Below are 12,751 nucleotides of genomic sequence, written 5' to 3'. Positions count from 1 at the left end.
CACGCCGATCCGCGCTGCCGTCGCGGATTGCCGAACCGTCTGTTCCGCTCTATAGCTGCGGCGCACTTTCCGGAACCCGATCAAAGGACGCCCAAATGTCGAACACCCAGCTTGAAGCCGCAATCGAAGCCGCCTGGGACACGCGAGACACGATCACCCCCAAAACCAAGGGGGAAACGCGCGATGCCATCGAGGCGACGCTCGAGGCTCTGGACAGCGGCAAGCTGAGGGTCGCTGAAAAGCAGGCCGACAACAGCTGGCATGTAAACCAGTGGGCCAAGAAGGCCGTGCTGCTGGGCTTTCGCATCAAAGACATGGAAAAACAGTCCGGCGGGCCGCAGGATGGTGGCTGGTGGGACAAGGTCGACAGCAAGTTCGCCGGGTGGAAGAAGAAGGACTGGAAAAAGGCCGGGTTCCGCGCCGTTCCCAACTGCGTCGTGCGCCGGTCGGCCTTCATCGCGCCGGGTGTGGTCCTGATGCCGTCCTTCGTCAACCTCGGGGCCTATGTGGACGAGGGCACGATGGTCGACACCTGGGCGACCGTCGGCAGCTGCGCGCAGATCGGCAAGAACGTGCATCTTTCGGGTGGTGTTGGCATCGGCGGCGTGCTCGAACCGATGCAGGCCGGCCCGACGATCATCGAGGACAATTGCTTCATCGGCGCGCGGTCCGAGGTGGTCGAGGGCTGTATCGTGCGCGAAGGCTCGGTGCTGGGTATGGGTGTCTTCATCGGCCAATCCACCAAGATCGTGGATCGCGAGACAGGCGACGTATCCTATGGCGAAGTGCCGCCCTACTCGGTCGTCGTGGCCGGGACGATGCCCAGCAAGAATGGCATCAACCTCTATTGCGCGGTGATCGTGAAACGCGTGGACGCCAAGACCCGCTCCAAGACGGGCATCAATGAACTGCTGCGCGACTGAGGTGTGATGGGAGCGGATCATGGTGAGCCGCACACACAGCTACCTCGCAAGCGCGCGAAATGTGGCGGGGTCGCGCAAATCCGGTTGCACTTTGGCTGCGTTGACGTAATGCCGGACACATGAGCGACGCACGCAAGAGCAAACAGCGGGTCTTTACCCTGTTGGTCCAGATCGGCCGCAAGGAGGGCGATGGCCTGCCCGCCGGCGCCACCGGCGCGGCGCTTGTCTGCTTTGCAAGCGGCGTCGACGAGGCGGAGGCGGTGCGCGAAACCGTTGCCGTTCTCAAGCAGGCCGATACCGCGCCGCTCGACGTGACCGGCTATGGCACGCTCGAGGACCGGGAGGCGCAAGGCCACGAGGTCGATGCCGAGGAGCGCGCGCTGATGCAGCGTGCCTTGCAGGAAAACGCCGTGATCGTGGCGCAGATGACACCGTTCTTCGATGACCCGTCAAAGGACGCGCGCCTGCCCCGGGACTGACTGCTCAGAAACGTCCGGCGCATCTGACGGATGCCGCCGATGCGCGATAGAAAGGACATGACCATGGCCGTTGATGCCGTTGACCTGACCGCCCGCCTGATCCGCTGCCCTTCGGTCACACCCGAGGAAGGCGGCGCACTCACGCTCTTGGCGGAGGAGCTTAGCGCAGCGGGTTTTGAATGCGTCCGGGCCGACAGGGGCGGCGTGTCGAACCTGTTCGCGCGCTGGGGGCAGAAGGGCCATGCGCGCAGCTTCGGGTTCAACGGGCACACGGATGTGGTGCCGGTGGGGGACGAGGCGGCCTGGACGATGCCGCCCTTCGCGGCAGAGCAGCGGGACGGGTTCCTGTACGGGCGCGGTGCGACCGACATGAAATCGGGCGTCGCGGCCTTCGCCACCGCCGCCATGGACTTCGTGCGCGATACTCCGCCCGACGGCGCCATCATCCTTGCAATCACAGGCGACGAGGAGGGCGATGCGCTGGACGGCACCCGCGCGTTGCTCGATCATATGGAGCGCGAAGGCGAATTCATGTCGGTTTGCCTGGTCGGAGAGCCGACCTGCCCGGACCGCATGGGGGAGATGATCAAGATCGGGCGACGCGGGTCGCTGAACGCCTGGTTCACGGTCACGGGCGAGCAGGGCCATTCGGCCTATCCGCACCGCGCCAACAATCCGCTGCCCGCGATGGCCCGGCTGATGGATCGGTTGGCGTCGCATGAACTCGACACGGGGACCGAGCATTTCGATGCCTCGACCCTCGCCGTCGTCACGATCGACACCGGCAACCCCGCCACCAACGTGATCCCGGCGCAAAGCCGCGCCACGGTCAACATCCGCTTCAACGACAGCCACAGCGGCGCATCCGTGACCGACTGGCTGCGTGCCGAGGCGGATGCGGTGGCCGAGACCTTCGGCGTACAGATCGCCATGCGGGTCAAGGTGTCAGGCGAAAGCTTCCTGACCCCGCCGGGGCCGCTATCGAGCCTCGTCGCGGGCGCCGTCGAGGCCGAAACCGGGATGCGCCCGATCCTGTCCACGACCGGCGGCACATCGGATGCGCGCTTCGTCAAGGACCATTGCCCGGTGGTGGAATTCGGACTCGTCGGCAAAACCATGCACCAGGTCGACGAGCGGGTCGAAATCGCCCAGATCGAGCAGCTGAAGCAGGTCTATCTGCGCGTCCTGCAAGACTATTTCGACTGACATCCGCCATGCGGCGCACCGTGATCGTCATGGTCAAGACGCCGCGCGCCGGGCGCGTGAAAACCCGGCTCGGCCGCGATGTCGGCATGACTGGGGCGGCTTGGTGGTTTCGCCACCAGAGCGTATCGCTGCTGCGGCGTCTGCGTGACCCGCGCTGGCGACTTGTTTTGGCCGTCACGCCCGATCGCGACGCTGTCGAAGGTCGGAATTGGCCCTCCGACCTGCCACGGAGTCCGCAGGGACGGGGGGACCTGGGAGAGCGGATGATGCGCGCCCTGCGCGCCGCCGCTCCCGGTCCTTCCTGTGTCATCGGCGCTGACATCCCCGGCATCGATCGCGCTCACATCGCGCGGGCCTTCGCGGCGTTGGGGGAGCATGATGCCGTGTTCGGGCCGGCCCTTGACGGGGGATACTGGCTGATAGGGCTGAAGCATCCGCGCCGCGTGCCGCTGCAGGCCTTGCGCGGGGTGCGCTGGTCCAGCGAACATGCGCTGGCCGACAGCACGGCCCGCCTGCCGGGTCATCGCATTGGCGTGATCGACCGGTTGCAGGATGTCGATACCGCCGCCGATCTGGCGCGGCTCGCTTTTGGCGATGACGCAGACCTTGCGCCGTGATAGGGCCGAAACATGGTGCACATTCCCACGAAGGCCGAGATTCTCGACTGGATCGCGGCCAACCCGACCCTTAGTTCGAAACGTGATATCGCCAAGGCCTTTGGTATCAAAGGCGCTGCCCGGATCGACCTGAAACGCGTGTTGCGCGAACTCGAGGCCGAGGGCCATCTGGAACGCCGCAAGCGGTCCTACAAGGACCCGGATCGCCTGCCGCCGGTCAGCGTGCTGCAGGTCAAGGCGCCGGATGCGGATGGCGATCTGTTCGCGCGACCGCTGGAATGGCACGGCGAAGGGGTCGAGCCGATCGTCCTCGTGGTGCCGCGCGCCAGCGACCCCGCCCTCGGCGAGGGCGATCGGATCCTGGCTCGGCTCACCGTCGTCACGGCGGAAGATCACAATTATGAAGCCCGCCTGATCCGCCGCATCGGCACCAACCCCAAACGCATCCTCGGCATCTTTCGCAAAGGCGCCGAAGGCGGGCGGATCGTGCCGATCGACAAGGCACAGGGCACCGAGTGGACGGTTCCGGAGGCGAACCGTCTGGGCGCCAAGGACGGCGAACTGGTCGAGGCCGAACAAGCCGGCCCGAAAGCGCGCATGGGCTTGCCTCGGGCGCGCATCACCTCGCGGCTGGGCGATCCCTCGGCCCCCAAGGCGGTGTCGTTGATCGCGATCCACCAGCACGGGATCCCGGACCAGTTTCCCGACGATGTGATCGCCGAGGCCGACGCCTGCAAGCCGGTCGGATTGAAGGGGCGCGAGGACCTGCGCGACATGCCCCTTGTGACCATCGACCCGTCTGACGCGCGCGACCACGACGATGCCTGCCTCGCTCAGCCCGACGATGACCCGAAGAACCCCGGGGGGCACGTGATCTGGGTCGCCATTGCCGATGTCGCCGCCTATGTACGTCCGGGCTCGGCCCTTGATCGCGAGGCGCGCCATCGGGGCAATTCAAGCTATTTCCCTGACCGCGTGGTGCCGATGCTGCCGGACCGGCTGTCGGGCGATCTCTGCTCGCTGCACGAGGGCGTGCCGCGCGCCTGCGTTGCGGTGAGGATGCAACTCGATGCCGAGGGCAACAAGATCGGCCACCGGTTCGTGCGAGGGCTGATGCGTTCGGTCGCCTCTTTGAATTACCGCGAGGTGCAGGAGGCCATCGACGGCACGTCGAACGACCGGACCGCACCGCTGCTCGACCCGGTTCTGAAGCCGCTTTTTGCCGCGTATCATGCGCTCGCCCGGGCGCGCGAGGAACGCCAGCCGCTCGATCTGGACCTGCCGGAACGCAAGATCGTGTTGGCCGAGGACGGCACCGTTCAATCGGTGAATTTCAGCGAGCGGCTGGACGCCCATCGCCTGATCGAGGAATTCATGATCCTTGCCAATGTCGCCGCGGCCGAAACCCTGATCGCCAAGCGATCGCCGCTGCTGTTCCGCGTCCACGAGGAACCGGCGCCGGAGAAGCTCGACTCGTTGCGCGAGGTGGCGCAGGCCGCCGGATACAATCTGGCCAAGGGGCAAGTTCTGCAGACACGGCATCTGAACCAGCTTCTGCGCGCCGCCGAGGGCAGCGAGAACGACGAGTTGATCAACATGTCGACCCTGCGGTCGATGACGCAGGCCTATTACTCGCCGCAGAATTTCGGCCATTTCGGCCTCGCGCTGCAGCATTACGCGCATTTCACCTCGCCGATCCGACGCTATGCCGATCTGATCGTGCACCGGGGGCTGATCACGGCGCATGGCTGGGGCAAGGACGGCCTGTCGGGCGAGGACATGGAGCGACTCGAGCGAACGGCCGAGCACATCTCGGAAACCGAGCGTCGTTCGATGATGGCGGAGCGTGACACCACGGACCGTTATCTCGCAGCCTACCTGTCAGAGCGCGTCGGCAACGAGTTTACCGGGCGTATCAGCGGGATCGCGCGGTTTGGGGCTTTCGTGAAATTGGACGAAACCGGCGCAGACGGGTTGATTCCGATCCGCTCGCTTGGACGCGAGTACTTCCATTTCGATCGTGATGCCGGCACGTTGATGGGCGCGGATACAGGCTTCACTATCGGTATCGGGCAGCGTGTCACCGTGCGGCTGGCCCAGGCGACGCCGGTCACGGGCGGGCTTGAACTGGAACTCCTGGATGTCGAGGGCAATGCCATGCCCAAAGCCCAGAGCCCGGCGGGCCGAAGCCCGCGCCGCAAGGCGGTGCGAGGCAAGAAGAAGGCCGACAAGGTCAAGCGGAAGGTGGCGCGCAAACGGCGCTAGCTCTGCCCATTTTGGATCGGCACGAGCCATGGTTCACTACCGAGACGATGGAAGGGCAATCTGCGAAAGATCGCAGACGCACGATTGATCGCTTTCTTGAAGGTGGGTTTCCGGCTATATTGCGCTTGAGCAGATAACGGGACTTCTAGAATGCGTATAATCAAATGCGCGGGGGTTCTGGCCCTTGCATGCGCAGGCGGCGTGCAGGCCGGTGTCGTGACGATGTCGCCGCGCCCGACGGCGCGTCCTGCGGGCGAAATGGCCGCAACCCAACTCGCCGCCGTCGAGTTGAGCACTTCCCTTCGCCCGGCCTCCAGGCCCGCGATACAACAACCGACCGAGACAGCCTTGCAGACCGCGGAAGAGAACCAGCGATTCCAGAACTGGGTGCGCGCGTTCAAGGACCGGGCCGCCGTGCAAGGCATCGACCGCCGGGTTCTCGACCAAGCCTTCGACGGTGTGACCTATGATGCGGATATCATCCGGCGCGACCGCAACCAGTCGGAATTCACCAAGACGATCTGGGAATACCTCGACAGCGCCGCGTCGGACACCCGTATCGCGAACGGCCAGGCGGCGTTGGCGACCCATCGCGCAACGCTCGAGGCGATCGAAGCCCGGTACGGTGTCGAAAAGGAGGTCGTCGTTGCTGTCTGGGGGCTGGAAAGCGCCTATGGCACCTATCGCGGCAAGACCGACATCATTGGCGCTTTGTCGACGCTGGCCTTTGATGGCCGCCGCGGTGCCTTTTTCGAGGAACAGCTCGTCGCCGCGCTGAAGATACTGCAGAACGGTGACACGACGCCGCGCAACATGACCGGGAGCTGGGCCGGGGCGATGGGACATACCCAGTTCATCCCGACCTCCTATCTCGATTACGCGGTCGATTTCACCGGCGATGGAAAACGCGACATCTGGTCGGACGATCCGACCGATGCGTTGGCATCGACCGCGGCCTATCTGGCGAAGTTCGGCTGGATCTCGGGCCAGCCCTGGGGCGTCGAAGTGCGGCTGCCCGACGGGTTCGACTACCGGCTGGCGGATCGCAAGATCGGCAAGATGCCGTCCGACTGGGCGCGGCTGGGCGTTGTCGGAGTCGACGGGCGTGCGGTGCGCGATTTCGGGACGGCGTCGATCCTGCTGCCGGCAGGCGGCAACGGCGCGGCCTTCATGATCTTCAAGAATTTCGCCGTGATCGAACGCTACAACGCAGCCGATGCCTATGTGATCGGGGTCGGTCACCTCTCCGATCGCATCAAGAGCGGCCCTGCGATCCAGGCGAAATGGCCGCGCGAGGATCGTGCTCTGACGCTGAGCGAGCGCAAGGAGATGCAGGAGCGACTGACCGCGCGCGGTTTCGACACCCAGGGTGTGGACGGGCGGATCGGTCCCTTGACCATCAGCGCCGTGCGCTCCTTTCAGGTTGCATCTGGCATGACACCGGACGGGTATGCCTCGCTCAATCTGCTGAAACGCCTGCGCTGACGCGCGGCGCCTCTGGCGCCGACGCGATTTGTTGGAGCGGTGAGGGTGACGACCTAGCCCGGGCTCATGCCACGCAGCCGCTCGGAGCGACGGCGTAGAAGTTCGACCACTGTCAAAAGCGCGATCGAGATCACCACGAGGATCGTCGCGACCGCGAGGATCGTCGGGCTGATCTGCTCGCGCAGCCCCGTGAACATCTGCCACGGCAACGTCTTTTGTCCGGCCGAGCCGACGAAAAGCACCACGACAACCTCGTCGAACGACGTGATGAAGGCGAAGAGCCCGCCGGAAATCACCCCCGGCAAGATCAGCGGCATCTGAACGCGAAAGAAGGTCGTCACCGGATTCGCACCCATGTTCGCGGCAGCGCGGGTCAGTGAGGTGTCGAACCCGACGAGCGTGGCCGTCACGGTGATGATGACGAAGGGAATCCCCAGGGCGGCATGGGCCAGAACCACACCGAGATAGGTGCCTTGCAGCCCGATGCGCGAATAGAAAAAATACATCCCGGCGGCCGAAATGATCAGCGGAACGATCATCGGAGAGATCAGGATCGCCATGATCGCGCGCCGGAAAGGCACATGCGGCTGGCTGAGACCGATGGCGGCAAGCGTTCCGAAGCTGACCGACAGGAGCGTCGCCATCGGCGCGATCAGGATCGAGTTGCGCAGGGCCTGCTGCCAGTCGGAACTGGTGAAGAAATCCCTGTAATGCTTGAGCGAATACCCGTCGGGATCAAAGCGCAGCATCTCGGGCGTGAAGGTGAAGAAGTCTTCCGCATTGAAGCTGAGCGGCATCACCACGAGGATCGGCGTGATCAGGAAGATGAAGATCGCGCCACAGATCACGCGGAAGCCATAGTGCCACAGCACCTGCCCCGGCGTCAGATAGGGAGGAACCGTCGCCCGGTATCGGCCTTCGAAGAGCCAGAAGGTGAACCAGCCGAAGAACCAGCCGAAGAGACCGCCGATGACGCCGCCGGGCAGGCCCCCGATCATGAAGCCCCCAACCAGCATCAGCAGGGTGAGGCCCCAACGGCTCGCTTTTTCGTTGTCCATCAGCTGCGTGATCACCAACGCGATGATCGCGAGGGCTACCGCGCCCCCAACCAGGCCGAGCAGCGACTGGCCCTGCGCTGTGCCTACGAGCAGGCCGGCAAAGGCTCCGGCGGCGGCGACGACCGGAACGTAGAACGAAACCGGGGTTCGTGAGATCGGTGTGAGTGCAACCATGGCTCTAGCCCCCCAGCTTGACGTTGTCGATGCCGACGATCTTGTCATAGGCATAGTAGAGCAGCAGAACGACAGCGAGCAGGATCGCTCCGAGCGCGGCTGCCAGTCCCCAGTTCAATGAACTCGAGATGTGATAGGCGATCCGGTTCGAGATGAACGTGCCGGTCGTACCGCCGACGATTTCGGGCGTGATGTAATAGCCGATCGACAGAATGAAGACGAGGATCGACCCGGCACCGATTCCCGGCACGGATTGCGGGAAATAGACCCGCCAGAAGGCGGTCCAGTTGTTCGCGCCAAGCGATTTGGCGGCGCGCAGGTAGCTGGGCGGTATCGTCTGCATGACCGAATACATCGGGAGGATCATGAACGGCAGCAGGATGTGGGTCATCGCGACGATGGTGCCGAATTGGTTGTTGATCATCACCAGCCGCGCGTCGTCCGCAACGAGTCCGAGCCAGACCAGAACGTCGTTTATGACGCCCTGCTGCTGCAACATCACCTTCCAGGCCGATGTGCGCACAAGGAGTGATGTCCAGAACGGCAGCAATACGAGGATCATCAACAGGTTCGCAGTGCGCATCGGCAGGTTGGCGAGAATCCATGCGACCGGATAGCCCAACAGGATGCAGGAGCCGGTGATGACCAGCGACATGAACAGGGTGCGCTTGAACAACATCATGTAGATCTGCTGGTTCTCTGGGCGCGCCTCGGGGCCGTCGGGGCCCTTCTGCATGTCGATGGCATTGAGGAAATATCCGCTGGTGTAGCGCGGGCTGTAGGTCTGGATGGTGCTCCAGTTGTCGACGCTGCCCCAATCCTTGTCGATGTCCAGAAACACCTCTTTGAAGTTCATCGCTGGAAGTTCGGCCAAAGCGGTTTGCGCCGCCGCAAGCTCAGCTGCACCCGGACCGGTATAGCTCGAAACGTCCGCACCTTCCTGAAGATCCTGCACGAGCGCGACCTTGACGGCCTCCCAAGGTTCTTCTTCGGCGACAACGTCTTCGTCTTCGACGGCGGTGAACAGGGCGAACAGCGTATAGGCATCGGCTGTCTTTGGCAGCAGCTGCGAAATGTCAGCGCGCGGCGCAAATCCGATATCCACTCCGTGATCGATATCGGTCAGTTCGGTCATCTGCTTGCGCTTGGCTGCCAGCAGATCGTCGTCGGCGGCACCGCTGCCCGCATCCATCAGAGCATACCAGAACGCCGGATCTTCCCATGCCGGGTTCAGGTCTTCGAGCGCGTCGATCTGGGCTTCGCCGGCGTCATCCAGTCTGCGACCGGAACTGCGGAAGAGCGACGAAAGCCCCGTCTGTTCATAGTTCAGCCGGCTGCCGAGCTTGGTGTGTTCCTTCGCTTCGGCGGCGACGAACATGTCGTAGTAGAGGCTCTCATAGACCGGCTCGGCGGGCGGTGCATCGCCGGTTGCGTCCCAGTCCTGAAGCGCGACGACGGTGTTCGGAAGGGTGGTCGCGACGATCTTGTTCTCGACCGAGCGGAACAGCATGTCCGCGATCGGTGCGATGAAGGTGATGACGACGAACAGAAGAAGCGGGGCGATCAGCATCAGCGCCCGCATCTTCTGCATCCGCAAGGCGCGCGCCAGGCTGCGTTTGAGCGGCGTACCGTCCGCCGCCAGAACCGGTCCGTTCTGTGTTGTGTCGCTCATTCTGCACCTTCCACGACCATGATCACGCGTTCTGCAGAGCGGTGGCGCATTTCGGCCAGCTCCGGGCGATCCGGGTCATTGTATGCGGCCAACGCCGCTTCGTCGTTTGGATATCCGTTCACGACATCTCTGTCGTTGATAGTGCCGACCTTGGCCTGCGCTTGGCCGCCCGGGCGACGCAGGATCGGCATGCCCTTCCACACGGACCCGGGATAGCTGTCGGGGGCGGTCAAGGTGATATGCCCGATAATGTCTCCCCTAGGCATGGCCGGCGATCCTCGTGCGTTTCGGGTCCTGAAGGACATGGGCGGGCCGGTGGTCCGGCCCGCCCGGGCTGTCTTACTTGGCCAGCCAAGCCTGGAACTTCGCGTCGATGTCGTCGCGATAGTCGGCCCAGAACTCGTAGTTGTAGAGGAACGTGTTCTTCGCGTTCTCCGGATCGGTCGGCATGTGCGGCGCCATCTTGATTCCGAGTTCCGCATGCTCACCGACCAGCGGAGCCGAAGAGGCGCGCGCCGGGCCGTAGGAGATGTACTTCGCCTGATCCGCCAGACGCTGGGTGTCGGTCGCGAAGCGGACGAAATCCTTGACCCGCGCGAGACGATCCTCGGGCAGACCGGCCGGGATGATCCAACCGTCAAGGTCGAACACCTGCGCGTCCCAGAGCATGGCGACCGGCTGGTCCTGTTCTTCGATCACGCTGAACAGGCGGCCGTTGTAAGTCGAGCCCATGACGATTTCGCCATCGGCCAGCAACTGCGGCGTGTCGGCGCCCGCGGACCACCAGATCACTTCGTCCTTGATCGTGTCGAGCTTGGCCAGGGCACGTTCCTGACCTTCCGGGGTCCCCAGAACGTCATACACCTCGTCCTTGGCCACGCCGTCACACAGCAGCGCCCATTCCATGTTGTTGATCGGCCGCTTTTCCAGCGAGCGCTTGCCCGGATAGGTTTCCAGGTCGAACACGTCACAAATCTTGGTCGGAGGCGTGTCGCCGACCATGTCGGTGCGATAGCCGAACGTGGTGGAATAGACGATCTGTGGAATGAAGCAGTCGGACACGATCAGGTCGCCGAAATCGTCGGAGGCCGGCGTGCCGTCGTCACCCGGAGCGAGCAGCTCGTCGGGATCGTATTCCATCGCCAGGCCCTCGTCGCACAAGCGGATCGCATCCGACGCCACAACGTCGACCAGGTCCCAGGTGATGTTGCCGGCTTCGTTCATCGCGCGCAGCTTGGCAACGGCCTCGGCCGAGCTTTCGTCCCACACCGCGGTCACATCGGGATTTGCCTCGAGGTATGGCGCGACATAGGCGTTCTGCTGGCTCGACTGGTAAGCGCCGCCCCAGGACACGAGCGTCATGTCATTGGCCATCTCCTGCGCCTGAACCAGCCCGGCGGCCAGTGTCAACGAGGTCGAAGCCAAAAGTATCTTCGTCAGTTTCATTCGGAGTGTCTCCCTGTAGTCGCCCGTTTCAGGGTTCTTGGGGTCGGTGCAACGGGCAATCTGCCAGACCCCTTGTCCATCGACTGCCTCGGCAGACGACTTCACGGTCCGCTACGCATCCAGCGCGCGGCAATCCTCGGGCAACCAGCCGATCTCGATCTGGGTGCCCGGCTGCAAGCGCACCTGATCGGGTGCATTGCGGGTCTTGATGACGAAATCCTCGTTGCCGGCGACGCGAAGCCGGGTGCGGAAGATGTCGCCCATGTAGATGAACTCGAGCACCTCCGCCTTGAGCGTGTGCACGCCCTCCTGCAACCGTTCCTTGTTGTATTCCACCCGTTCCGGGCGGATCGACACGCGGGTGCGCTCGCCGGGTTTGCTGACATTGACCGGCTTGCAGTCGATCAGTTCCCCATCGTCCAGGCGCACCAGCGCCACGTCGCCGTTGATTTCCTTGACCACGCCTTCCAGCGTGTTGTTCTCGCCGATGAACTGGGCGACGAAACTGTTCTCCGGCGCTTCGTAAAGCTGATCGGGCGGCGCAAGTTGCTGAATCCGGCCATCGTCGAACACCGCCACCCTGTCGGACATCGTCAGCGCTTCGGTCTGGTCGTGGGTGACATAGACCACGGTGATACCGAGGTTGTCGGCGATCCGCTTGATTTCGAACTGCATGTGTTCGCGCAGCTGCTTGTCGAGCGCGCCCAGCGGTTCGTCCATGAGGACCAGTTCAGCCTCGAACACCAGGGCGCGGGCGAGGGCGATACGTTGCTGTTGGCCACCGGAGAGCTGCGCCGGACGGCGTCCGCCGAAAGCGCCCATCTGCACCATGTCCAGCACGCGCTTGACCTTGGCCTCGCGTTCGGACTTGCCGATCTTGCGCACTTCCAGCGGGAAGCTCAGATTCTCGGCCACCGTCATGTGCGGGAACAGCGCGTAGTTCTGGAACACCATGCCGATGCCGCGCTTGTGCGGCGGGATGTTGTTGATCGACACACCGTCAAGGCGGATGTCGCCATGCGTCGCGGTTTCGAAACCGGCCAGCATCATCAGGCAGGTGGTCTTGCCCGACCCGGAGGGTCCGAGCATGGTCAGGAACTCGCCTTTCGGCATAACCAGGTTGAGGTCTTTGACGACGAGATTTTCGCCATCATAGCTTTTTTGGACACGTTCGAACTCCACGAACGCGTCAGACGTTTGCGTATCGGCCAAACCGGCTCCCCTTGGACTTGCCGCGGTTTTTCCCGCGTTTTGATGCACAAGTGTAAGCACAGGCCGGGGTGCAGATGCAACCGAGTCGCCTGAAAAGCTAACGAATCCGGGTCGAAGCGTCGCGATCGCGCGCAAAAACGGCGCTTGGTGCGGCCGCTTCAACATTCTGTTGGACAGAATGCGTCTTGGTCACCAGAGTTCGTTCTGGCACCCG

The 12,751-nt window shown here is 63.6% G+C and carries 11 protein-coding genes; 6 read left to right on the top strand and 5 right to left on the bottom strand.

What is annotated here, in order from left to right; genetic code table 11:
* Positions 1-95 precede the first annotated feature (95 nt).
* From dapD to JF290_RS11170, 6 genes are all read left to right on the top strand, one after another.
* Positions 96-923, top strand: a complete 828-nt coding sequence (gene dapD, locus JF290_RS11195; protein WP_199024970.1) for a 2,3,4,5-tetrahydropyridine-2,6-dicarboxylate N-succinyltransferase — start codon at positions 96-98, stop codon at positions 921-923.
* A gap of 119 nt (positions 924-1,042) precedes the next feature.
* A complete protein-coding gene (locus JF290_RS11190) occupies positions 1,043-1,402 on the top strand; it encodes a hypothetical protein (RefSeq protein WP_199024969.1) in 360 nt (119 codons plus the stop codon).
* 63 nt (positions 1,403-1,465) lie between these two features.
* Complete coding sequence (gene dapE / locus JF290_RS11185; protein WP_425503959.1) at positions 1,466-2,608, top strand: succinyl-diaminopimelate desuccinylase; 1,143 nt, start codon at positions 1,466-1,468, stop codon at positions 2,606-2,608.
* A gap of 8 nt (positions 2,609-2,616) precedes the next feature.
* Entirely contained in the window at positions 2,617-3,225 is a 609-nt protein-coding gene (locus JF290_RS11180; RefSeq protein ID WP_199024968.1) for a TIGR04282 family arsenosugar biosynthesis glycosyltransferase, read from the top strand.
* A gap of 12 nt (positions 3,226-3,237) precedes the next feature.
* Complete coding sequence (gene rnr / locus JF290_RS11175; RefSeq protein ID WP_199024967.1) at positions 3,238-5,490, top strand: ribonuclease R; 2,253 nt, start codon at positions 3,238-3,240, stop codon at positions 5,488-5,490.
* A gap of 150 nt (positions 5,491-5,640) precedes the next feature.
* Positions 5,641-6,975: a lytic murein transglycosylase gene (locus JF290_RS11170; RefSeq protein WP_199024966.1), complete on the top strand. Its 1,335-nt coding sequence runs from the start codon at positions 5,641-5,643 to the stop codon at positions 6,973-6,975.
* Between the two features lie 53 nt (positions 6,976-7,028).
* Here JF290_RS11170 and JF290_RS11165 read toward each other — a convergent pair whose 3' ends face one another.
* From JF290_RS11165 to JF290_RS11145, 5 genes are all read right to left on the bottom strand, one after another.
* Entirely contained in the window at positions 7,029-8,207 is a 1,179-nt protein-coding gene (locus JF290_RS11165) for an ABC transporter permease (RefSeq protein ID WP_199024965.1), read from the bottom strand.
* Positions 8,208-8,211: 4 nt separating this feature from the next.
* Positions 8,212-9,879 carry an ABC transporter permease gene (locus JF290_RS11160; RefSeq protein WP_199024964.1) on the bottom strand — a complete coding sequence of 556 codons (1,668 nt, stop codon included), beginning with the start codon at positions 9,877-9,879 and terminating at the stop codon, positions 8,212-8,214.
* Positions 9,876-10,112 (bottom strand): DUF1330 domain-containing protein, encoded by a 237-nt coding sequence (locus JF290_RS11155; protein WP_233155287.1) that lies wholly within the window; start codon positions 10,110-10,112, stop codon positions 9,876-9,878. Before JF290_RS11155 ends, JF290_RS11160 begins: the two co-directional genes overlap by 4 nt.
* Before the next feature lie 106 nt (positions 10,113-10,218).
* Complete coding sequence (locus tag JF290_RS11150) at positions 10,219-11,325, bottom strand: extracellular solute-binding protein (RefSeq protein ID WP_199024962.1); 1,107 nt, start codon at positions 11,323-11,325, stop codon at positions 10,219-10,221.
* A gap of 111 nt (positions 11,326-11,436) precedes the next feature.
* Positions 11,437-12,537: an ABC transporter ATP-binding protein gene (locus JF290_RS11145; protein ID WP_199024961.1), complete on the bottom strand. Its 1,101-nt coding sequence runs from the start codon at positions 12,535-12,537 to the stop codon at positions 11,437-11,439.
* Positions 12,538-12,751 lie beyond the last annotated feature (214 nt).

Source organism: Sedimentitalea arenosa (genome assembly GCF_016428585.1).
Lineage (GTDB): Bacteria > Pseudomonadota > Alphaproteobacteria > Rhodobacterales > Rhodobacteraceae > Sedimentitalea > Sedimentitalea arenosa.
This window is presented reverse-complemented; position numbering and strand designations above follow the sequence as displayed.

Excerpts from the sequence above, each read along its gene's own strand:
- rnr (WP_199024967.1), top strand. The coding sequence starts at position 3,238 with ATGGTGCACATTCCCACGAAGGCCGAGATTCTCGACTGGATCGCGGCC.
- JF290_RS11170 (WP_199024966.1), top strand. The coding sequence starts at position 5,641 with ATGCGTATAATCAAATGCGCGGGGGTTCTGGCCCTTGCATGCGCAGGC.
- JF290_RS11150 (WP_199024962.1), bottom strand. The coding sequence starts at position 11,325 with ATGAAACTGACGAAGATACTTTTGGCTTCGACCTCGTTGACACTGGCC.
- JF290_RS11190 (WP_199024969.1), top strand. The coding sequence starts at position 1,043 with ATGAGCGACGCACGCAAGAGCAAACAGCGGGTCTTTACCCTGTTGGTC.
- JF290_RS11180 (WP_199024968.1), top strand. The coding sequence starts at position 2,617 with ATGCGGCGCACCGTGATCGTCATGGTCAAGACGCCGCGCGCCGGGCGC.
- dapD (WP_199024970.1), top strand. The coding sequence starts at position 96 with ATGTCGAACACCCAGCTTGAAGCCGCAATCGAAGCCGCCTGGGACACG.
- JF290_RS11165 (WP_199024965.1), bottom strand. The coding sequence starts at position 8,207 with ATGGTTGCACTCACACCGATCTCACGAACCCCGGTTTCGTTCTACGTT.
- JF290_RS11160 (WP_199024964.1), bottom strand. The coding sequence starts at position 9,879 with ATGAGCGACACAACACAGAACGGACCGGTTCTGGCGGCGGACGGTACG.
- dapE (WP_425503959.1), top strand. The coding sequence starts at position 1,466 with ATGGCCGTTGATGCCGTTGACCTGACCGCCCGCCTGATCCGCTGCCCT.